General features: G+C 67.9%; 21 protein-coding genes. 8 read left to right on the top strand and 13 right to left on the bottom strand.

The window, feature by feature from the left end; translation table 11 throughout:
* Window positions 1-58: 58 nt before the first annotated feature.
* Window positions 59-409: a PilZ domain-containing protein gene (locus H7F51_RS12055; protein WP_185664546.1), complete on the top strand. Its 351-nt coding sequence runs from the start codon at window positions 59-61 to the stop codon at window positions 407-409.
* A 124-nt stretch (window positions 410-533) separates the two neighbouring features.
* Here H7F51_RS12055 and H7F51_RS12050 read toward each other — a convergent pair whose 3' ends face one another.
* On the bottom strand, window positions 534-1,898 hold the full coding sequence (locus tag H7F51_RS12050) for a cryptochrome/photolyase family protein (protein ID WP_185664545.1): 1,365 nt from the start codon (window positions 1,896-1,898) through the stop codon (window positions 534-536).
* Window positions 1,899-1,918: 20 nt separating this feature from the next.
* Between H7F51_RS12050 and H7F51_RS12045 the strand changes: the two genes are divergently transcribed.
* Window positions 1,919-2,641, top strand: a complete 723-nt coding sequence (locus H7F51_RS12045; RefSeq protein ID WP_246448269.1) for a phosphatase PAP2 family protein — start codon at window positions 1,919-1,921, stop codon at window positions 2,639-2,641.
* 64 nt (window positions 2,642-2,705) lie between these two features.
* On the opposite strand, the gene H7F51_RS12040 is transcribed toward H7F51_RS12045, so the two are convergent.
* Window positions 2,706-3,746: a 2-oxoacid:ferredoxin oxidoreductase subunit beta gene (locus tag H7F51_RS12040; protein WP_185664544.1), complete on the bottom strand. Its 1,041-nt coding sequence runs from the start codon at window positions 3,744-3,746 to the stop codon at window positions 2,706-2,708.
* An 11-nt stretch (window positions 3,747-3,757) separates the two neighbouring features.
* Window positions 3,758-5,644, bottom strand: coding sequence for a 2-oxoacid:acceptor oxidoreductase subunit alpha (locus tag H7F51_RS12035; RefSeq protein WP_185664543.1), 1,887 nt, complete (start codon window positions 5,642-5,644; stop codon window positions 3,758-3,760).
* 246 nt (window positions 5,645-5,890) lie between these two features.
* On the opposite strand from H7F51_RS12035, the gene H7F51_RS12030 reads away from it, so the two are divergent.
* A complete protein-coding gene (locus tag H7F51_RS12030; protein ID WP_185664542.1) occupies window positions 5,891-6,388 on the top strand; it encodes an RNA pyrophosphohydrolase in 498 nt (165 codons plus the stop codon).
* 177 nt (window positions 6,389-6,565) lie between these two features.
* Here H7F51_RS12030 and H7F51_RS12025 read toward each other — a convergent pair whose 3' ends face one another.
* The 5 genes from H7F51_RS12025 to H7F51_RS12005 all read right to left on the bottom strand — a co-directional run bounded on the left by H7F51_RS12025 (window position 6,566) and on the right by H7F51_RS12005 (window position 12,293).
* A complete protein-coding gene (locus tag H7F51_RS12025; RefSeq protein ID WP_185664541.1) occupies window positions 6,566-7,069 on the bottom strand; it encodes a tetratricopeptide repeat protein in 504 nt (167 codons plus the stop codon).
* A gap of 69 nt (window positions 7,070-7,138) precedes the next feature.
* The gene (locus tag H7F51_RS12020; protein ID WP_185664540.1) at window positions 7,139-8,314 is read right to left on the bottom strand and encodes an RsmB/NOP family class I SAM-dependent RNA methyltransferase; all 1,176 of its coding nucleotides are present in this window, start codon (window positions 8,312-8,314) and stop codon (window positions 7,139-7,141) included.
* Window positions 8,315-8,321: 7 nt separating this feature from the next.
* Window positions 8,322-9,848: an IMP dehydrogenase gene (gene guaB, locus H7F51_RS12015; RefSeq protein WP_185664539.1), complete on the bottom strand. Its 1,527-nt coding sequence runs from the start codon at window positions 9,846-9,848 to the stop codon at window positions 8,322-8,324.
* A gap of 47 nt (window positions 9,849-9,895) precedes the next feature.
* Window positions 9,896-11,410, bottom strand: a complete 1,515-nt coding sequence (locus H7F51_RS12010; protein ID WP_185664538.1) for a M28 family peptidase — start codon at window positions 11,408-11,410, stop codon at window positions 9,896-9,898.
* Window positions 11,411-11,537: 127 nt separating this feature from the next.
* Window positions 11,538-12,293 carry a 3-hydroxybutyrate dehydrogenase gene (locus tag H7F51_RS12005; RefSeq protein WP_185664537.1) on the bottom strand — a complete coding sequence of 252 codons (756 nt, stop codon included), beginning with the start codon at window positions 12,291-12,293 and terminating at the stop codon, window positions 11,538-11,540.
* Between the two features lie 91 nt (window positions 12,294-12,384).
* Here H7F51_RS12005 and ypfJ point away from each other — a divergent pair, with 91 nt between their 5' ends.
* Both ypfJ and H7F51_RS11995 read left to right on the top strand, forming a co-directional pair.
* The gene (gene ypfJ, locus H7F51_RS12000) at window positions 12,385-13,275 is read left to right on the top strand and encodes a KPN_02809 family neutral zinc metallopeptidase (protein WP_185664536.1); all 891 of its coding nucleotides are present in this window, start codon (window positions 12,385-12,387) and stop codon (window positions 13,273-13,275) included.
* A gap of 76 nt (window positions 13,276-13,351) precedes the next feature.
* Window positions 13,352-13,921: a hypothetical protein gene (locus tag H7F51_RS11995; protein ID WP_185664535.1), complete on the top strand. Its 570-nt coding sequence runs from the start codon at window positions 13,352-13,354 to the stop codon at window positions 13,919-13,921.
* Window positions 13,922-13,929: 8 nt separating this feature from the next.
* Here H7F51_RS11995 and H7F51_RS11990 read toward each other — a convergent pair whose 3' ends face one another.
* Window positions 13,930-15,438, bottom strand: a complete 1,509-nt coding sequence (locus H7F51_RS11990; protein ID WP_185664534.1) for a M48 family metalloprotease — start codon at window positions 15,436-15,438, stop codon at window positions 13,930-13,932.
* A 148-nt stretch (window positions 15,439-15,586) separates the two neighbouring features.
* On the opposite strand from H7F51_RS11990, the gene H7F51_RS11985 reads away from it, so the two are divergent.
* Window positions 15,587-16,171, top strand: a complete 585-nt coding sequence (locus H7F51_RS11985; protein WP_185664533.1) for a hypothetical protein — start codon at window positions 15,587-15,589, stop codon at window positions 16,169-16,171.
* A gap of 3 nt (window positions 16,172-16,174) precedes the next feature.
* Here H7F51_RS11985 and H7F51_RS11980 read toward each other — a convergent pair whose 3' ends face one another.
* From H7F51_RS11980 to H7F51_RS11970, 3 genes are all read right to left on the bottom strand, one after another.
* Window positions 16,175-16,369 carry a hypothetical protein gene (locus H7F51_RS11980; protein ID WP_185664532.1) on the bottom strand — a complete coding sequence of 65 codons (195 nt, stop codon included), beginning with the start codon at window positions 16,367-16,369 and terminating at the stop codon, window positions 16,175-16,177.
* Between the two features lie 3 nt (window positions 16,370-16,372).
* Window positions 16,373-16,999 carry an SCE4755 family polysaccharide monooxygenase-like protein gene (locus H7F51_RS11975; protein WP_185664531.1) on the bottom strand — a complete coding sequence of 209 codons (627 nt, stop codon included), beginning with the start codon at window positions 16,997-16,999 and terminating at the stop codon, window positions 16,373-16,375.
* 109 nt (window positions 17,000-17,108) lie between these two features.
* Window positions 17,109-17,861 carry an SDR family oxidoreductase gene (locus tag H7F51_RS11970; RefSeq protein ID WP_185664530.1) on the bottom strand — a complete coding sequence of 251 codons (753 nt, stop codon included), beginning with the start codon at window positions 17,859-17,861 and terminating at the stop codon, window positions 17,109-17,111.
* Between the two features lie 156 nt (window positions 17,862-18,017).
* Here H7F51_RS11970 and H7F51_RS11965 point away from each other — a divergent pair, with 156 nt between their 5' ends.
* Window positions 18,018-18,221 (top strand): hypothetical protein, encoded by a 204-nt coding sequence (locus H7F51_RS11965; protein ID WP_185664529.1) that lies wholly within the window; start codon window positions 18,018-18,020, stop codon window positions 18,219-18,221.
* Between the two features lie 105 nt (window positions 18,222-18,326).
* Complete coding sequence (locus tag H7F51_RS11960) at window positions 18,327-19,223, top strand: sulfotransferase domain-containing protein (RefSeq protein WP_185664528.1); 897 nt, start codon at window positions 18,327-18,329, stop codon at window positions 19,221-19,223.
* 164 nt (window positions 19,224-19,387) lie between these two features.
* Here H7F51_RS11960 and sdhA read toward each other — a convergent pair whose 3' ends face one another.
* Window positions 19,388-21,196: a succinate dehydrogenase flavoprotein subunit gene (gene sdhA, locus H7F51_RS11955; protein WP_185664527.1), complete on the bottom strand. Its 1,809-nt coding sequence runs from the start codon at window positions 21,194-21,196 to the stop codon at window positions 19,388-19,390.

The raw sequence follows: 21,196 nt of genomic DNA, 5'->3' as shown, positions 1-21,196 counted from the left end.
GTTTACCGGGCAAGGCAGCGCACGCGCCGCCGGGTCCGAGCGGGAAGGAAATAGGTCGATGGTCGAACAGCAGTTCAAGCGATACGAAGTCGCCAGCCAGGAGGACCGCTGCGCCCCGCGCACGCGGATCACCATTCCGGCCACCTTCCGCGCTTCGGGCGGCCGCGCCTTCCAGACCATGGTCCATGATCTGTCGCTCGGCGGTTTTTGCTGTTCGGCGGTCAACCGCCTGCAGCCGGGCACGATCTGCTGGGTCACGCTCCCGGGCCTCGAATCGCTTCAGTCCGAAGTGATCTGGTGGAACAACAGCCTCGTCGGCTGCGCCTTCCAGAACCTGCTCAGCCCGATCGTGCACGACAACATCCTCGTGCGCTGGCAGCCCGAAACGGTCTACCGCTCGACCCTCTGAGCGCTTCCCTACTGGCGGAGCCTCCATTTGCCTCCATTTGGCTCCCCCACGAAGGGGCGCGGATAGCCGGAACGAACCCCGCGGTTCCGGCTTCCCGCGCCCCGCCTCGTTTCAGGCCATCCCGTTACCGGGCCGCGGCATAGGCCGCCAGCGCCCGCTCCCGTGCCGCCCGATGCTCGACGATCGGGCGCGGATAACCCTTTACCGGATGAGGCGGATCGTGGATCTCGCTGTCAGGCAGATCGGCCAGTTCGGGCACCCAGCGCCTGATGTAGCCCGCCGCGTCAAACTTGGCCGACTGGCTGAGCGGCGCCATGATCCGGCTGAACAGGTTGGCGTCCACCCCGGTCCCCGCGCTCCACTGCCAGTTGACCGCGTTCTGCCCATAGTCGGCATCGACCAGCGTATCCCAGAACCACTGCTCGCCCTTGCGCCAGTCGATCAGCAGGTGCTTGATCAGGAACGAGGCCGCGAGCATCCGCACCCGGTTGTGCATCCAGCCCGTGGCCCACAGTTCGCGCATCCCGGCATCGACGATCGGATAACCCGTCCGTCCCTGCCGCCACGCCGCGAAGTCCGCGTCGGCATCCGGCCCGCCGCGCCAGCGCAGGCCGTCATAGCCATCGCGCCCGTTGCGGCTGCCATATTCGGGAAACTGCAGGATCACGTTCTGGGCATAGTCGCGCCAACCCAGCTCGCCGAGGAAGGTCCCGGCCGAGCCGCCCGCTCCTGCCACCCGGTGCCAGCAGGCCGCCGGCGAAATCTCGCCGAAATGGAGATGCGGCGAAAGCCGCGAGGTGCCCTCCATCGAGGGCAGGTTACGTTCCTGCTCGTAGCGCGCCGCATGGTCGGCAAAATCCTCCAGCCGCTCCTGCGCGCCCGCCTCGCCGGGCGTCCACTCCGCCCGCATTCCGCCCGCCCAGTCAGGCTTGGTCGGGAGCAGGCCCCAGTCCACCAGCGGATCGCCGTCCGGCCAGTGCTCCGGAGCCGCGATCCGCTCGGGGGCAGGCGCGGGCCGGTGCGGCGGCATCCGCTCGCTCAGCGCCCGCCAGAACGGCGTGTAGATCCTGTAAAGCCCGCCGCTCCCGGTCGTCACCGATGCCGGCGGCGCGAGGTAATTGCCCTCGTGCAGCGTCAGGTCCAGCCGCCTTGCCACCGCCTTCTCGGCATTGCGCCACCACGGCTCGTAATGCGCCAGCGCATGAACCTCATCCGCTCCGGACTGTTCGGCAAGGTCCGCCAGCACCCGGTCGCACCGCCCCCGCCGCAGGATCAGACGCGAGCCCTTGGCTCGCAGGCTCCCGTCCAGCGCCTTGAGGCTGTGATGCAACCACCAGCGCGAAGCCGCGCCCATCCGCCGATGCGCCGCCGTCTCGTCGTCGAGCACATAGACCGGGATCACCGCCCCCCGCTCCGCCGCCGCGCTCAGTGCGGGTTGATCCGCCAGCCGCAGGTCGCGCCGGAACCATACAATCGTAGCCGTTTTCATCCTTTCGAAGGTTGTGCCCCTTGAACCACGATGCAAACCCCTTTGCCGAAATGATCGAGCATCCTTCCCCAAAGGGCAGGTCGGCGCAGCTGCCCTCCTGGCCGCTCGCACCCACCCATGCCGGCCTCGCCGCCCTCGCCTGCTGGGCCGGCTTCGCGCTGGTCAGCGCCATGGTCCTCGGCGGCTGGTCGGGTTCGATCGACGAAGCCGGGCTCCTGTTCTGGCGCGGCGGCGCCCTGCTCCTGCCGCGCGGCCCCGTCTGGCTGCTCGAAGCGGTGCGAGACGTCACGGCACTGGGCGGCGTAGTCCTGCGCAGCGCCTTCGCCCTCGCCGGAGTGCTCGCCCTCTGGCGCCTTGCCCGCGCTGCAGAAGCCCGCGCCCTCGCGCTCTCAATCATCACCGGCTGGGCGGTCGAGTTTGCCCTCAAGCTCCTCGTTGGGCGTGACCGTCCGGTCATCGTCCCGCACCTTACCGAAGCGGGCGGCGCCTCATTCCCCAGCGGCCACAGCTTCAACGCCGCGCTGGTCTATCTCTCGCTTGCCTTAGCCTTCGCCGCGCTGAGCCCCAGCCGTGCCGCCCGCGCCGCGCTGATCGCGGCCGCACTCGCCCTGTCCTTCGCCATTGCCCTCAGCCGCGTCTGGCTCGGCGTCCATTTCCCGACCGACGCCCTCGCCGGCTGGCTCGGCGGCAGCGCCTGGGCCTTCACCGCCGCAGCCATCGCCCATCGCCGGGCCATGCCCTGAAACGAAAGCGGCGCGGCAACCGCAAGGTCGCCGCGCCGCATTGTCGCGCTACCAAAACGATCGATCAGATCGGATCGGCCGCCGTGCCGCTCACGGTCCAGGTCTGGCCCTTGGCGAGCAGCTTGCCGAGATCGGCCACCTTGCCCTCGCGCGCCTTGGCATCCTGGCCCAGGACCGCGTCCTCGTAGGTCGGGCGGGCATCGTCGAACAGCACGCCCAGCGCCATCGGGAACGGCCCGAAGGGCATTTCCACCAGCATGTGGGCAATCGCCTTGTTCTTGACGTTATGCGTGATCACGCCCGCCGCCTGCCAGTCACCATCGACCACGTCGACCACTTTGAGCGTCAGGGCCTCGCGGTCCAGCGTGATGCCCTTGGTGCCCTTGGCGAACAGCATCGGCTCACCGTCCTTCAGCCAGAGCTGGTGGCTGTCGGCCACGGCCTTCTCGGTGAAGTCGGCGAAACGGTCCTTGTTGTAGACGATGCAGTTCTGGAAGATTTCCACGAACGCCGCGCCGCGGTGATAGTAAGCCGCCTTGAGCACGTCGGGCAATTGCTTGCCGGTGTCATAGGCCCGCGCGATGAACCGCGCGCCCGAACCCAGCGCGAACGCGCAAGGCAGGGCCGGCCGGTCAACCGAGCCGAGCGGCGTGGTCGGGCTCGAAGTGCCCTCGCGGCTGGTCGGCGAGTACTGGCCCTTGGTCAGGCCATAGATCTCGTTGTTGAACAGCATCACCTGGCAGTTCAGGTTGCGCCGCAGCAGGTGCATCGTGTGGTTGCCGCCGATCGACATGCCGTCGCCGTCACCGGTCACCAGCCAGATGTCGAGCTCGGGGTTGGCCAGCTTCACGCCCGTCGCCACCGCCGGCGCGCGGCCGTGGATCGTGTGGAAGCCATAGCTCTCCACGTAATAGGGAAAGCGGCTCGAGCAGCCGATGCCCGAAACGAACACGGTGTTCGCCGGGTCTGCGCCCAGTTCCGGCAGGGTGCGCTGCACCGCCTTGAGGATCGCATAGTCGCCGCAGCCCGGGCACCAGCGAACTTCCTGGTCGCTTTCCCAGTCCTTCAGCGTGGTCTTCACCGCGATAGGGGTCATGTCGTTCATTGTTCTTACCCTTATGCGAGCGCAGCTTCGATCGCGGCTTCGAGTTCCGCGATGGTGAACGGCTGGCCGCTGGTCTTGTTGAGCGGCTTGGCGTCGACGAGATACTGGTCGCGCAGCACGGTCTTGAACTGGCCGGTGTTCATCTCCGGCACGAGCACGCGCTCATAGCCCTTGAGAAGTTCGCCAAGGTTCGCCGGCAGCGGCCAGATGTGGCGCACGTGAACGTGGCTGACGTCCAGCCCCTTGGCCCGCGCCCGGCGCACCGCCTGGATGATCGGGCCATAGGTCGAACCCCAGCCGACCACGACCAGCTTGCCCGTCTCGGTCCCGCAGGTCACTTCCTGGTCCGGAATGCCCTTGGCCACGCCGTCGATCTTGGCCTTGCGCGCATCGGTCTGCGCCTGGTGGACGACCGGGCTGTAATCGAGGTCGCCGGTGTCGATCGCCTTCTCGATCCCGCCGATGCGGTGCATCAGGCCCGGCGTACCCGGCTTGATCCACGGGCGCACGCCGTTTGCATCGCGCTTGTAGGGCAGCACCTTGCCGCCCTCGGCATTGTTGTTCTCGGCCAGGAACTTGGCCGGGAACGGCGCATAGGCCGACGGATCAGGCACGGCCCACGGCTCGGCGGCATTGCCGATATAGCCGTCGGTCAGCAGGATCACCGGGGTCATGTACTGCACCGCGATCCGGCAGGCCTCGATCGCGCATTCAAACGCGTCGGCGGGCGAGCGCGCGGCAATCACCGGCAGCGGCGCGTCGCCGTTGCGGCCATAGACCGCCTGGTAAAGGTCGCTCTGTTCGGTCTTGGTCGGCAGGCCGGTCGAAGGCCCGCCGCGCTGCGAATTGACGATGACCAGCGGCAGCTCGGTCATGATCGCCAGGCCCATCGCCTCGCCCTTGAGCGCAATGCCCGGGCCAGAGGATGAGGTGACGCCCAGCTGCCCGGCATAGCTCGCGCCGATCGCCGAACAGATCGCGGCGATCTCGTCTTCCGCCTGGAAGGTGGTGACCCCGAACTCCTTGAGCTTGGCAAGGTTGTGCAGGATCGCCGAAGCCGGGGTGATCGGATAGCCGCCGAAGAACATCGGCAGCTCGGCCAGCTGCGCGCCCGCGACCAGCCCGAGGCTGACCGCCTCCGCGCCCGTCACCGTGCGGTAAACGCCCGGCGCGGTCGGCACCGGATCAAGGTGCAGCTTCTTGAGCGGCCCGGCCAGCTCGGCCGTCTCGCCATAGGCGTGCCCGGCATTGAGCGCGGCGATATTGGCCTCGGCCAGCACCGGATTCTTGCGGAACTTGTCGTTGAGCCACTGGACGATCGGCGCGCGGTCGCGGTCGAACATCCACAGCGCCAGACCCAGCGTCCACATGTTCTTGCAGCGCAGGGCCTCCTTGTTGCCAAGGCCGAAGGGCTTGACCGATTCGAGCGTCAGCGCCGAAATGTCGAAGGCCAGCACGTCCCACTTGGCGAGGCTGCCGTCGTCGATCGGCGAAACGTCGTACTTCGCCTTCTCAAGGTTGCGCTTGGTGAACTCGCCGGTGTCGGCAATGACCAGACCGCCCGGCTTGAGCGCCGAGAGGTTGGTCTTGAGCGCCGCCGGGTTCATCGCGATCAGCACGTCGGGCGCATCGCCCGCGGTCTCGATCGAGGTCGAGCCGAAGTTGATCTGGAACGCCGAAACGCCAAACAGCGTGCCCTGCGGCGCGCGGATTTCCGCCGGAAAGTCGGGGAAGGTGGCAAGGTCGTTGCCCGCCAGCGCGGTCGACAGGGTGAACTGCCCGCCGGTCAGCTGCATCCCGTCGCCGGAATCGCCGGCAAAGCGGACCACGACTGCTTCGGGAACGGGGGTGCCGCCCGGGACGGCAGTGCTATCGGTATCGGCCAGAACAGTCGCCATTTTCATCCTCTAAGGGAGAGCCCGCGCGCGGGATTTTTGTCCACGCCGCCCAAACCACTCCATCAAGCGCCCGGCAATTCAGAAAAACTGTCAGGCGACAAACATCTGCGGGCAGCCAAACGCCCGTCGGCGCAGCTAGTCAAGCGCCCGCTGCCAGCCTAAGTGAGGATTCGACGGCGAATCCACAAGCGCGAGCGATCGGAAATCATCCGGTCCGCGCGTGATCAGGCTAGTTCCGGGGACACAATGAACGATTTTTCCGCCCTGCCCTACCGGCCCTGCGTCGGGGTCATGCTGGTGAACGGCGATGGCAAGGTCTTCGTCGGCCGCCGGATCGACGCGCGCGAATCCCAGGGCCGCGAAGGCGATGCCTGGCAAATGCCGCAAGGCGGGATCGACGATGGCGAAGACCTCAAGGCCGCTGCCCTGCGCGAACTCTGGGAAGAGACCGGGGTGGCCGAACAGCACGTTGCCCTGATCGCGCAGACCCGCGAGGAGCTGCTCTACGACCTGCCCGACGAGCTGCTCGGCAAGCTCTGGGGCGGCCGCTACCGCGGCCAGCGCCAGTTCTGGCTGCTCGCCCGCTTCCTCGGGCAAGACAGCGACATCAATCTCGAGGCGCACGATCCGCCCGAATTCTACGAATGGAAATGGGTTCAGCCCGCCGAGCTGCCCGACCTCATCGTGCCCTTCAAGAAGCGCGTCTACCGCGCCGTCGTGGAAGAATTCCGCGCCCTGATCTGAGGCGCTGCCCCACCCCTGCGCAGCCGGCGGTGAACCTCAAGCCCTCGTCATTGCGAGGGGCGAAACAACGCCCGCCTTGCCGCGCGACTTACGGCCGCGCGCAGCGATGATGCAGGTTTAACAGATTGCCTTCTGGCACCGCTCCAACGATGCCGCCAAGCAAGCGGAATTGTCCGCTCAGTTCGTCACCACCGGTGCAGGCTTGACCGCCTCGGCCGTCACCACCCGCTCGACCGGCCCGCGTGCCAGCGCCGCGGCCAGTTCCTTGGTTTCCGGGCAGTTCGCCCCGCAGGTCAGCTGCAGCCGCGCGAGGGTACGCTTGGCCTTCTCGACCGCACCCTTCTCGAGCAGGGCTTGCCCTTCGCCGGAAATCGCGGCGAAATTGCGCGGATCACGCTCAATCGCCTCGCGGTAATAGTGCAGCGCCTTGCCCTGCATTCCTTCGCGGCGGGTCGCCTCGGCCAGGGCCAGGCTGATCTGGGCCGCGCCGGGCTGGACCGCGAGGGCAGCCTCGAATGCATCGATCGCACTGTCCGCGTTTCCAGCGGCAAGGGCCGCGCGCCCTTCGCCCATCAACTGCGCCGCGCGCGGGTCGAGCGGCTGCGGCGGTGCGCCCTGCCCGGCACTGGCCGTAAGGACAAATGCCAGCGACAAGGCAAGCGCGGCCGGGGTGAAACGCATCAGCAACTCCCGCAAGATCATCGACTCTCCGCCATCCCTTTCGGATCGCGCCTGATTAATGACACAGAGCTAACACAAGCGTTCCAGCCTTGCGACGAAAAACCCGTCAGTTCCATCGCGATGCGGGGTAAGCCGCAGGCCCGAGCCGCGCGCGGTTCCAGCGCCCAGCACCAGCGGAACGGCCCGCCAGTCGGCATGGCGCGCAAGGAAGGCGGAAACCTGATCGGCCCCTTCGACGTCGAGCAGCGAGCAGACCACGTGGACCAGTCGCCCGCCCGGCTTGACCAGGGCTGCCGCAACATCCAGCAGGCGCGACTGGAGCGCCGTCAGCCGCGCCAGTTCGGCCGGGGTCAGCCGCCAGCGCGCCTCGGGATTGCGCCGCCACGTCCCGGTGCCGGAACAGGGTGCATCGACCAGTACCGCATCGGCCCGCCCTGCCCAGTCGCCCAGCGCCTCCGCTTCCTTGCCCGGATCGAGCAGGCGCGTCTCGGCAATGTGCACCCCCGCGCGCTCAGCCCGCGGCATCAACCGCGAAAGCCGCGCCCGGTCGGCATCGCAGGCGAGCAGGACGCCCCGGTCCTCCATCGCCGCTGCCAGCGCCAGCGTCTTGCCCCCGGCCCCGGCGCAGAGATCAACCACCGCCTCACCCGGCTGCGCGCCCGCCGCCTCGCAGACCAGCTGCGAGCCCGCGTCCTGCACCTCGATCGCGCCGAACCGGTAAGCGTCCCACTGCTCGACCGGGGTGGACGGCGGATAGCGCCGGCCTGTCGCAGCCACGGTCGGCGCGCCGACTTCGGGTAGTTCGGCAAGTTCCGCCTTCAAAGCATTGATTCGAATATCGAGCGGCGCCCGATCCAGCAGGGCTGCCTGCTCCGCGCTATCAAGCCCCAAGGCCGCCAGCGCCCGCTCCAGCCATTCCGGCGCCACCCCGCCCTGCGCCGTAATCTCGCCCGGCGCAATCGCCTCCGGACCATGACGCGAACCATCGAACAGGGCTGCCACAGCCGCATCCTGCCGCGCCAGCAGCACCATGGCCGCGCGCCCGCTAGCCGGCACCTCGCCGCAGCTGCGGATCGCCGCATAGACCAGCTCGCGCACCGCGCGCCGGTCTCCGCTGCCGGCAAAGCGCCGGGTGCGAAACCATTCTGAAATCAGCCGATCGGCCGGCGCACCTTTGGCGCGGGCCGCGGCAATCACCGCGTCAAGAATGTCGATCGCGGCCTGGACGCGGGCCTGCGGAGTCACCCGAAGGTCACCCGACCTTGTAGTTCGGCGCCTCGCGGGTGATCGTCACGTCGTGGACGTGGCTTTCCTTGAGCCCGGCGCCGGTGATCTGGACGAACTTGGCCTTGCGCCGCAGTTCCTCGATAGTGCCGCAGCCGGTATAGCCCATCGCAGCCTTGATCCCGCCGACCAACTGGTGGATCACGTCCTTGGCCGGGCCCTTGTACGGCACCTGGCCCTCGATCCCCTCGGGAACCAGCTTCAACTGATCCTTGATGTCACCCTGGAAATAGCGATCGGCCGAACCGCTGCCCATGGCGCCCACCGACCCCATGCCGCGATAGGCCTTGTAGGCCCGGCCCTGGTACAGGAACGTCTCGCCCGGCGCTTCCTCGGTACCCGCCAGCATCGAGCCGACCATCACCGACGAAGCGCCCGCCGCCAGAGCCTTGGCCGCATCGCCCGAAGTGCGCAGGCCGCCGTCGCCGATCACCGGAACGCCCAGCTTGTCAGCCGCTTCGGCCGCATCCATGATCGCCGTGAGCTGCGGCACGCCGACGCCCGCCACGATCCGGGTGGTGCAGATCGAACCCGGCCCGATCCCCACCTTGACCGCGTCGGCCCCGGCATCGACCAGCGCCCTGGCCGCCTCGGCCGTGGCGACATTGCCCGCCACGACCTGCGCCGCGTTGGAAAGCTTCTTCACCCGCTCCACCGCGCGGGCCACGTCCTTGTTGTGGCCATGCGCGGTATCGATGATCACTACGTCGCACTCGGCCGCCAGCAGCGCCTCGGTCCGGGCAAAGCCCTTGTCGCCCACGGTGGTTGCCGCCGCCACGCGCAGCCGCCCGGCCGCGTCCTTGGTGGCACTCGGATAGTTCACGGCCTTCTCGATGTCCTTCACCGTGATCAGGCCGACGCAATGATAGGCATCGTCAACCACCAGCAGCTTCTCGATCCGGCGCTGGTGCAGCAGCTTGCGCGCCTCTTCCTGGCTCACCCCGGTCTTCACCGTGGCAAGGTTCTGGTGAGTCATCAGCTCGCGCACCGGCTGGGTGGCCTTGTCGGCAAAGCGCACGTCGCGGTTGGTCAGAATGCCGACCAGCTTGCCGCTCGCTTCCACCACGGGAATGCCGCTGATCCGGTTGGCCTGCATCAAGGCGCGCGCCTCGCCCAGGCTGGCCTCGGGCGAAATCGTGATCGGGTTGACCACCATGCCGCTCTCGAAGCGCTTGACCGCGCGGACAGCCGCACACTGTTCCTCGATCGTCAGGTTGCGATGCAGCACCCCGATCCCGCCCAGCTGGGCCATGACGATCGCCATGTCGGCCTCGGTCACTGTGTCCATCGCCGAGGAGACCACCGGGATGTTGAGCGAGATCTCGCGGGTCAGCTTGGTGCGGGTATCGGCCATCGAAGGGACGATGTCGGACTCGGCCGGACGCAGCAGTACGTCGTCGAAGGTGAGGCCAAGGATGATGTCGTTCAGTGCCACTGTGCCGCCTGCAAGCTGGGGAACCCGCGCGAAGGTCCCGGGGGAATCGTGGCGGCCCATGTAACCGCACACCGGGAACTTAACAACCCGCGCATTTCACCCCTGTTTCAACGCACCGCAGGCACCCGCTTGACGTCCGCGAACCAGCGTCCGAGCTGCACCAAAAACGAGACGTCCTCCGCCGCCCCGCCCAGTTCCAGCCCGGGCTTCACCACGTCGCTCGGCCGGTGATAGTCGCTGTCGAAGAAGGCCTCGAGCCGCCCCAGGTCGCCATAGGCCGTGGTCACCATCACCGCCGGCACATCGTGCTGGAGCAGGGCCCAGCCGTCCTGCCGCCTGACGTAGGCATTGGCCTCGTCGCCCTGCACGACCACCCGGCGGTTGGCCCGCGCCGCCGCCGCGATCTGCCCGTCCAGCGCCGTCATCCCCTTGCCCACGACGGCAAAGGGCGTACCCGCCGGCGCGATCGCCACGGAATCTATGTTGAACGCCGCCACCACCTGCTTGAGCGGCAGCGGCGGGTTCTCGGCAAAGGCCTCCGCGCCAAGGAGGCCCAGCTCCTCGGCCGTGGTCGCCACGAAATAGATGTCGCGGTCCATCTGCGGCAGGCGCGACAGGCGCCGTGCCACTTCGGTCAGGGCCGCCACGCCGCTGGCATTGTCGATGGCGCCGTTGCAGATCAGGTGCTCGGCCGGCGCCTCGGCGCAGCGCCCGAAATGGTCCCAGTGCGCCATGAACAGGATCGCCCCGGCCTCGGGCCGCTTGCCCTCCAGCTTGCCGATCAGGTTGTGCGTCCGGATCGTGGTCTCGCGCGTCGTCGCCTCGAGCGTGGCGGCAAGGTCGATCACTTTCGGCACGAAGCCCGGCGCCCGGGCCCCGGCGCGCAGCGCGGCCAGCCCCGTCCCGCTGGTCGAGACCAACCGGTCAAAAGCCTCGGCGGTGATGAACCCTTCCAGGTCACCGCCCAGCACGTCGCTCGCCAGCGCATAGCCCGAACGCCTGCGCCGCGCCGCCACCTGCTCCAGCGTCCGCGTCCCGTCGAGCACGGTCAGCACGGCCGCCACCCCGCCCTTGAGCAAGGCGTTCTGCCGCTCCCCGCCGCGCTGGTCGCCGTCAAGCAGCACGGCCACCCGCCCGGCCAGTTCTGCGCGGGCAAGGCCGTCGATCTGCCGCCCCTCGCCCACGAACAGCAGCGGCGCATCCTCGACCAGCGCGCGCTTGCCCGAGGTCAGCATCAGCACCGCGTCGCGCGGGGCAAACAGCCGCTTTCCCCGGCGCGTGAACACGGCGGCAGACTGCGCGGGCTCGCGCGCCACCAGCGTCACCGGCGCGAACCAGGGATGGCCCGGATCGTTGGTCCCCGAAATCAGTCCAAGGTCGAACCACTGCTTGCCGAGATAGCGCAGCGTCTTCGCCTCGCCCTCGGTCCCCGGCTCGCGCCCCTCGAACTCGTCGCTCGCCAGCACCTTGATGTGGTCGAGCAAGGCCGCTTCCAGCGCGAGGTCACGCTTGGGCGCCGTCACCCGAGCGGCCGGCGCCTTCGGCCGAGCGGGCGCGGCGGCATGAACCGCGGGCGCAAGCACCAGCAGCGCCGCCAGCGCCGCGCAGACCGCCCGGTTCATCGTTGAAAAACCTCGCCTCATCGCCCGATATGTGAACGACAACGCCGCCGCCCACAACAATGTCCCGGGAAATTTTCACCGCTGTTGCAAGCGGGTAACGCGCCCGCGAAAACCCGCCCGAACTGCTCTATTCCGCCGTCCAGCCGCCATCGACCGACAGGTTGGCCCCGGTGATCTGCGAAGCCGCGTCCGAACAGAGGAACACGGCCAGCGCGCCCAGCTGGTCCGGCTGGACGAACTGCTTGGTCGGCTGGGCCTTGAGCAGGACCTCGTTGATCACCTGCTCCTTGGTCATGCCCCGCGCCTTCATCGTGTCGGGGATCTGGTTCTCCACCAGCGGCGTCCAGACATAGCCCGGGCTGATGCAGTTGGAGGTCACTCCGCTCGTCGCCAGTTCCAGCGCCATGGTCTTGGACAGGCCCGCCAGGCCGTGCTTGGCCGCCACATAGGCCGCCTTGAACGGCGAGGCGACCAGCGAGTGAGCGCTGGCAAGATTGATGATCCGGCCCCAGCCCTGCTGCTTCATGTGGGGAATGGCCAGCCGCGAGGCGTCGAAGGCCGCGGTCAGGTTAAGCGAGATGATCAGGTCCCACTTGTCGACCGGGAATTCCTCGACCGGCGAGACGTGCTGGACCCCGGCATTGTTGACGAGGATGTCGACCGGCCCGGCCCCGGCCATCAGCTCCTCCACTCCGGATCGCTTGGAAAGGTCGGCCCCGATGTGAATCGCGCCCAGTTCTTCCTTCAGGGCGTCGATCGTCGCCGCCTCGCCAAAGCCCGAGAGAACGACCTCGGCCCCCTCGGCTTTCAGGGCCCGCGCCATGGCAAGGCCGATGCCCGAGGTTGAACCGGTCACCAGCGCTCGCTTGCCACTAAGAAACATTCTCGACTCCTGATAGTTGGAGGGTAACAATCCGGCCCCGATTGCATCGGGCTATCCAGTGTCATGACGCACCGCAACAGGATTTGTGCCAATGAGGCTCGACGATTTTGACCCCAACTCCATCGATGTCGAGGATCAGCGCGGCAGCGGCGGCAGCGGCGGTGGTTTTGGCCTGCCGGTTGGCCTCGCCGGCGGCCGGGTCGGCTGCGGCACCCTCGTCATCGCCCTGATCGCGGCGGCGGTTTTCGGGGTCAATCCGCTGCAACTGATCGGCAGCCTCGATCAGGGTAGCCAGCAGGTCGGCGGCCCCCTGCCCGGGCAGGAGCCTCGCGGCGGCACCACGGCCAGCGAAAGCTGCACCGTCGATCAGGCGAGCCGCGAAAGCTGCAACGCCCTGTCCTCGCTCAACAAGACCTGGGCCCCCGTCTTCCAGCAGGCCGGCATTTCCTTCCAGCGCCCCAAGCTGGTGTTCTATTCGCAGGAGGGCCGCTCCGGCTGCGGCGAGGCGCAGAGCGCGATGGGTCCGTTCTACTGTCCGTCCGACGGCGGCATCTACCTCGATACCGACTTCTACCGCCAGATGAGCGAACAGCTCGGCGCCACCGGCCAGTTCGCGCGCGACTATGTGATCGCCCATGAATATGGCCACCACATCCAGAACCTCGTGGGCATGTCCGACAAGGTTCACCAGGCCCAGGGTCAGAACCCCTCTCAGGCCAATGCCCTGTCAGTCGCGCTCGAGCTTCAGGCCGATTGCTATGCCGGGGTCTGGGCCGCCAAGAACAAGGACCGGCTGGAGCCCGGCGACATGGAAAGCGGCCTCAACGCCGCGCACCAGATCGGAGACGACACCCTGATGAAAGCAGCCGGCCGCCGCCCGATGGAGGAAGCCTTCACTCACGGCTCCAGCGCCCAGCGCATGAAGTGGCTGCGCACCGGCATGGAAACCGGCAACGAGGACGCCTGCAACACCTTCGGATGATCCGGCGCAGCTGACCGGGTCGGCGGGTCCGCGAGCAGTTTCAGGAACCACCTGCGGATCGGCCCGTAACCCCTTCATGCACAAGGTTCTCTGCGCCATCGCCCTCGCGGCCACGCCCGCCCTTGCCGATCCCCAGCCGGACAAGCCGATCACCCGGCGCGAGCCGAACGCGGTCGACGTGATCGCCACGCCGGCCACCGATCTCAATCTCAAGAAGGACGAGATCCCGCCCGTCCTGCTCGCGGCCGAGGCGGCGCCCTATGCCCTTGCCGGGCTGCGCCGCTGCCCGGAAATCGCCGCCGAGGTGCGCCGAATAGACGCAGTGCTGGGTGATGATTTCGATCTCGGCCAGTCCACGGCCGCCAAGGTCAGCGCCGGCAAGGTCGCGCAATCGGTGGTCGGCTCGTTCATCCCGTTTCGCGGCGTGATCCGCGAACTCAGCGGCGCCAATGCGCAGGAACGCCGCGTCCAGCTCGCCATCTACGCCGGCAGCGCTCGCCGCGCATTCCTCAAGGGCGTGGGCCTGCAGCGCGGCTGTCCATGGCCGGCGCGCCCCGCACCCCCGGGCGTGGTTGAGCGGATCGCCCGTGAAAACAGCGCGAAGGCAGGGCCATCCGCGCCGGATCAACCCGCGCCGCGCAGGTAACGCCCGCTTCAATACTTCTGTGCAGGCCCCCAAACGACCAGCTTGACCTTCCGGCCCGGCGCCAGCCGCGTCGTCCCGGCGGGCAGGCCATTGAGCACGAGGAAGCGCTCGGCCTGGAGGTTGGTGAAGGCCATCCGGGCCGCCATGGTCTGCACCGTGTCGGTCCGGCCCACGGTCACCACGTCGATCACCCTCGGGCGAATGGCTGCCGCTTCGGCGTCGCTCATCCGGCGAAACGAATTGACCAGCCCGGCAAGGTCCCCCAACCCCGCGCCGCGCGGTTGCAGCACGACGAAGCTGTAGGCCGTGGTGGGCGAAGCCGCGATCGCCACCACGGTCGCATCCAGGTTTTGCCCGCCCGAACTGGCGCTTACCGTGGCCGTGCGCGCATCCATGCCGTTCACGCTGGCCCGCGTCGGGGTCACGTTGACCGCGCTTCCCTCCTGCGTCAGCCGGGCAAAGGTCCGGCTCACCACGGCATCGAGGTTGCCGTCGGACCTGCCGCCCGAAAACTGCGCCCGCCCCGCCACGCGCCCGTCGGCGGCGGCCGAAATCGTCACCGCGTCCGATCCGTTCGACATGCCGTAGCCAGCCGGCGCCGTGAACCGGAACCGCCCGGCGGGATAGCGGAATTCCTGCCCCTCGATCACCCCCTGCGCCGGATCATCGCCGTAGATCATGCCCTTCAGCGCCAGCAGAAAGGCATCACCGCCCCGCGTCCCGCCGCGCGCACCCAGTTCCTGCGCCCGCTGGCGGGTGCGGGTCACCCGTATCGCGGGATCGGGGTGCGACATGGCCCAGCTCGGCGTCGTCCGGCTATTGCCGGTGATCTTCGCGTCCAGCGTGGTCTGCGCGGCAAGGCTGCCAAGGATATCGCTGCTGGTCGCCGCGTCGTAACCGGCCTTCATCATGTAGACCACGCCAAGGTCGTCGGCCTGGAACTCGTCCTGCCGCGAATGGCTCATCACGTTGCCGACCACCAGCCGCTGGATGCCGGCCTGCCCGATCTGCCCGCCAATCTGGCCGATCGTCCCATTACCCAGCACCGCCCCCAGCACCGCCTGCCCCAGCGTGCCGAGCAGGACGTTGCGCTGGGTCACCTTCTGGCGGGCATCCGAATGGCGGGCGGCGATGTGCCCCGTCTCATGGCCGAGAACAAAGGCCAGTTCCGCCTCGTTGTTCATGAGCGAGAGCAATCCCCGCGTCGTGTAGACAAAGCCGCCGGGGATGGCGAAAGCGTTGGGCACGCCCGAATTGAGCAGCTTGAACGAGAAGTCGCTGTCAACGGCGGCAATTCCCGATTGCCGGGCCACTTTCAGCCCGACCTGCCGCACCAGCCCCGATTGCGAACCGTCATAGGCGCCGCCGAAGTCCGCGCTCATCTGCGGATCGGCCTTGGCCCCGGTCTGCTTGTCGGTCGCCGAAATCGCCTGCGGACCGGGCAGAGCGACCTGCGCCGAGGCAGGCAAGGACGTCGCCGCCAGCGCCGCTGACGCGATCATGGTGCGCACCAACATCGAGAACTCTCCCCTCCGCGCGGAGCCAGCCCTGCCCCGCCCGCCCAAGAATATCGCGCTTCACCCGCTTGTCGACCGGAGAACGCCCCATGCCGACTGATCCTGATCAAAGACAGCCCGGCCCGGTGCCTCCAAACCAGCCATGCCGATGACCCAGACCACCGCCCTCCTCGCCATGCTCGCCCTGCTGCTCACCCCGGGGCCGACCAACACGCTGCTCGGCCTCGCCGCCGCGCAAGACGGCCCGATGCGCGCCGCCCGCCTGCTGGCGGTCGAAGTCTCGGCCTACATGGTCGCCATTCTCTGCCTTTCGGCGCTCGGCGCAGGCCTTTTCGCGGCCTTCCCCGAAGCGGGCGGCGCGCTCAAGCTGGCCGCCGCGCTATGGCTGCTCCTGCTGGCGACAAGGTTGTGGTCCGGCGCGGGCACCCCCGCCTCGGCACGGCCGATCACCCCCCGGCAACTGGCGCTGACGACCTTGCTCAATCCCAAGGCGCTGGTCATTTCCTTCGCCCTGCTGCCCCGGCCCGGCGAGCCCGGCTTTCCCGCAGCCCTCGCCGGCGCAGCGCTGTGCATCGGCGCGGCCGGAAGCGCATGGATCATCTGCGGCGCGATGGCTGGGCTCGGCGGGCCAGGCAAACACGGCATCCTGCGCCGCCTCGCCTCCGGCTGGCTGGCCCTCGTCGCCACCGGCCTGCTCGCCAGTCTGGCCCCGGCTGCCGCCGCAGTCACCTGACAGCTAGGACGCCCGGCGCACCAGCGCCGCAACTGCCCCGCCCGCGAAGCCAAGCACGAACCCCAGCGGGCCGGTAATAAACAGACCCAGCATCGGCCCCTGGTTGGCGTCAGGCGCAAAGATCACCGGCCCGACAAACCCGCCAAGAAAGCCGATCAGTCCGAGGTTGCGCCCCCACCGCAGGCCCTGCCGCCACACGCCTCAGATCTTGAGCGCGGCCAGCCAGGCGCGGTCGGCGGGCAGCTTCGGGTCGCGCTTGATGTTGACCACGGCGCAATGGTGATAGGAAAATTCGCCGTCCGGATTGAAGCCGTGCTCGCCCATCCACTGCACCACCTGGATCACGCAGTTCGCGCAATCGACATTGGGAATGCGCAGGTCGATTTCCCAGGTCTGCGGCGCGGCCGGCTTGATCATGTGCATGAACAGCCCGTCCGCCAGCAGCGGCGGCAGCACCTGCGGCGCGATCATGGTCGAAGTCGAGATCGGCCCCCGCGTCCCGGGGCGGGTGGTCGTCGTCGGATCGGCCGGCAGCTTCTCGGGCGCCCGGGCCAGCGAAACGCGGTAGTGCCCCGGATGGAACACGGTCTCGGTCAGCTTGAAATGGAGCGGCTGCCCGCCCTTGATGTCAGTCACCGCCCCCGAAGGCTTGCCCGGATTCGCCGTCGTGCCGCCACATGGCGCCTTCTTCTGCGGATCGCCCTTCTCGTCCTGGATTAGTGTCGGGACCGGCGAAATCAGCCGGAAATGCGCCGCCGCCGGCCCCGCCGCCAGTCCGGCCGCCAAAACCAGCCCGCTCATCAACGCCTTGCGCCCCATGCCGTTCATCGCTCTTGTCCCCCGGGGCAAATTGCCCATGCCCGCCCAGAAATGCGGGACTGCCCGCCACCAATCAAGTCGCCAATTGTCGCGCAGTGCGATCAAGTCGGCGCCTGCATCAAAGCCCGCGAACATAGCCCCCGTCGACCCGGATCATCGTCCCGGTCATGTATCCGGCCTGCTCGCCCGCAAGGTAGGCCACCATCGCCCCGAATTCCTCGGCCCGGCCATAGCGTCCCACCGGGATCTGCGCGCGCGACCGCGCCTGCACCTCGGCCACGGCGAGCCCGTCCCGCGCTGCCGCCGCCTCGTCCCCGCCGCGCACCCGGTCGGTGTCGATCCGTCCCGGCAGCACCATGTTGACCGTCACCCCATGCCGGCCAACCTCGCCCGCCAGCGTCTTCGACCACCCCGCCACGGCCCCGCGCACGGCGTTGGATTGGGCAAGATGCGGAATCGGCTGGACGATCCCGCTCGAACCGATCGTTATGATCCGCCCCCAGCCCCGCTCGATCATTCCCGGCAGGACCGCATCGGCGATCCGGAACAAGGACACCGCCAGCCCCTCGAAGGCCGCGCGCCACTGCCCGCTGTCCACGCCCTGCGCCGTTGAACGCGGCGGCCCGCCCGTATTGCCGACGAGGATGTCGACCCGGCCCAGCCGCGCAACCAACTCCAGTACCGCCTCCACGCCCGCGGCCGTGGAAAGGTCCGCGGCCAACCCGGTCAGCCGCGCATCGCTCACCGCGCCGCTGCGCGACACGGCATGAACCAGCGCCCCCTCGTCGGCCAGCGCGGCCGCCGAGGCCGCCCCCAGCCCCTTGCTCGCCCCCAGCACCAGCGCCACCTTGCCTGCGATCTTGAGGTCCATGCCAAAGTCTCCTGTCTCGCCCCGCCATGCCGGGCGCCGGCCCCTTGGTCCAGCCCTCCGCCGATCCGGCAAAACAAATTGCCGCCACGCCCCCAAGCGCGTAGATTGCCGGGCAAGAGGCGCATTTCTGCAGGTTCCTTCTCAGGAGGCATACCTATGGCCCTCACCACCATCGAACAGGCCTCCGGCCAGTGGACGGTCGTGAACACCGACCAGATCACCTACATCCGCGAGGATACCTACGGCACGGCGATCCATTTCTCGTCCGGCGAACACATCATCTGCTCGCTCGAGCTGAATGACCTACTCAGCCGCCTTGCCCCGGCATCGCCCGAAATGATGCTGACCCGGCCAAGTTGAGAGCGCCGATGCAGCCAATAGCGCGCCCGTAATATTGCCACTTCGTCCGGAGCCGGACCTGCGCTATATTACGCCGCGATCTGACTGTGATCGAGGGGCTTGTCCATGGCAACGCAAACCATGCTTCCGCGCAAGACGCGGGAGCTTCACAATCATCATTTCGATTCAACGATCTGGAACGATTTCCAGTTTCGCGGGGACGACATCATCATCGCCACTTACGGCAAGTCCGGTACGACCTGGACCCAGCAGATCGTCGGCCAGATGCTGCTCGGCCCGGACCCCGATCTCGCCGTCGCCGAAATGTCGCCGTGGCTCGACCTGCGGGTGCCCCCGAAAGCGGTGAAGCTGCCGGCCGTGGAAGCGCAGACGCACCGCCGCTTCCTCAAGACCCACCTGCCGGTCGACGCCCTGCGCTTCTCCGACCAGGCCAAGTACATCTACATCGGCCGCGACGGGCGAGACGCCGTCTGGTCGATGCACAACCACCACGCCAACGCCAATGCGCTGTGGTACCAGATGCTCAACGAAACCCCCGGCCTGGTCGGTCCGCCGATCGCGCCGCCTCCGGCCGATCCCGCCGAATACTTCGCCCTGTGGCTGGAGGGGGACGGCTACCCCTTCTGGTCGTTCTGGGACAACATCCGCAGCTGGTGGCAGATCCGTCACCTGCCCAACGTCCACTTCCTCCACTTCGCCGATCTCAAGCGCGACATGCCCGGCCAGATGCGCGCGCTCGCCGATTTCCTCGGGATCGAGGTCAAGGCCGAGGACTGGCCGATGATCGAACTGTTCTGCTCGTTCGACTGGATGAAGGCCAACGCCTCCAAGTCCACCCCGCTCGGCGGCGCCTTCTGGGACGCCGGGGCCCAGACCTTCATCAACAAGGGAACCAACGGCCGCTGGATGGACAGCCTGCCCGCCGCCGTCTCCGAAGCCTACGAGGAACGCGCCCGCGCCGAACTCGGCGAGGAATGCGCCGCCTGGCTCGCCCAGCGCTAGAGCCCGCTCCAGAGGAATTGCCGGGCCGCAGGCGAGGTCAGTCGCAGCGGGGCGGGCTCGGCAACGCCGGACCTGCGGTTCACGAGCCCGAACCCAACGCCTCCAAAGCAAAAGGCCGGGGCATCGCTGCCCCGGCCTCCTGTCTGTCCGGCTGATCCGCCGCCTCAGTACACCCGCTTCTTCGGCTTGATGTACGAAACGTCGTCGGTCAGCGTGAATTCGTGGACCGGGCGATAGTCGATCTTGATCTCGCCGCCCTTGCCGCCCCAGCCTTCGAACCAGGCGGCGGTGTGCTTCATCCACTCGCCGTCGTTGCGATCGGGGAAATCCTCGTGCGCATGGGCGCCGCGGCTTTCCTTGCGGTTGTGCGCGCCGTGGAGCGTGACCGAGGCCTGCGAAATCAGGTTGTCCAGCTCCAGCGTCTCGATCAGGTCCGAGTTCCAGATCAGCGAACGGTCGGTCACGCCAACGTCCTGCATCCGCTCGTATGTCTTGGCGAGCTTGTCCTTGCCCTCGGCCATCAGCTCGTCGGTGCGGAACACGGCGGCGTGAAGGCTCATCGTGCGCTGCATCTCGGTGCGGATTTCCGCCGTCGGCGAAGAGCCCTTCGCATTGCGGAAGTGGTCGAGGCGGGTCAGCGCGAGATCCGCCGAATCCTTCGGCAGCTCGTTGTGAGCCGATCCCGGCTTGACGATTTCCTTGAGGCGATGCCCGGCCGCGCGGCCGAAGACCACGAGGTCGATCAGCGAGTTCGAGCCAAGGCGGTTTGCGCCGTGGACCGAAACACAGGCCGCCTCGCCCACCGCGAACAGGCCGGGGACAACCGTTTCCGGGTTCCCGTCAGCGCCGATCGTGACGACTTCGCCGTGATAGTTGGTCGGAATGCCGCCCATGTTGTAGTGCACGGTCGGCACGACCGGCAGCGGCTGGCGGGTCAGGTCGACACCGGCAAAGATCTTGCCGCTCTCGGTGATCCCCGGGAGGCGCTCGCCCAGCACCTTGGGATCGATGTGATCGAGGTGCAGGTAGATGTGGTCCTTGTGCGGACCCACGCCCCGGCCTTCGCGGATTTCCATGGCCATCGAACGCGAAACGACGTCGCGGCTGGCAAGGTCCTTCGCGGAAGGCGCATAGCGCTCCATGAAGCGCTCACCCTCGGAGTTGGTCAGGTAGCCGCCTTCGCCGCGCGCGCCCTCGGTGATGAGCACGCCCGCGCCGTAGATCCCGGTCGGGTGGAACTGGACGAATTCCATGTCCTGCAGCGGCAGGCCCGCGCGCAGCACCATGCCGCCGCCGTCGCCGGTGCAGGTATGGGCCGAGGTCGCGGTGTAGTAGCAGCGGCCATAGCCGCCGGTCGCCAGAACCACGGCATGGCTCTTGAAGCGGTGGATCGAACCGTCATCGAGGCAGATCGCGATCACGCCGCGGCAAACGCCGTTCTCCATGATCAGGTCGATCGCGAAATATTCGATGAAGAAGTCCGCGTCGTACTTCAGGCTCTGCTGGTAGAGCGCGTGAAGCATGGCGTGGCCGGTACGGTCGGCCGCGGCGCAGGTGCGCTGCACCGGCGGGCCTTCGCCCATGTTCTGCATGTGGCCGCCGAAGGGGCGCTGGTAGATCGTGCCGTCGGCATTGCGGCTGAAGGGCACGCCCGCGTGCTCCAGCTCGTAAACCGCCTGGGGCGCCTCGCGCACCATGTACTCGATCGCGTCCTGGTCGCCCAGCCAGTCCGAACCCTTGACGGTATCGAACATGTGCCAGGTCCAGTGGTCCGGCGTGTTGTTGCACAGCGAAGCGGCAATGCCGCCCTGGGCCGCCACGGTGTGCGAGCGGGTCGGGAAGACCTTGGTGATGCAGGCCGTCTTGAGGCCCGCTTCGGCCGAACCCATGGTCGCGCGCAGGCCCGAGCCGCCGGCGCCGACGACCACGGTATCATAGGTGTGGTCGATGATCTTGTAGGCAGGACCGGTCAT

The organism is Novosphingobium flavum, assembly GCF_014230315.1.
In the GTDB taxonomy this organism is placed as follows: Bacteria; Pseudomonadota; Alphaproteobacteria; order Sphingomonadales; family Sphingomonadaceae; genus Novosphingobium; species Novosphingobium flavum.
Note: the sequence above shows the minus strand (reverse complement) of the source record. Positions and strands in the feature narration are given on the sequence as shown.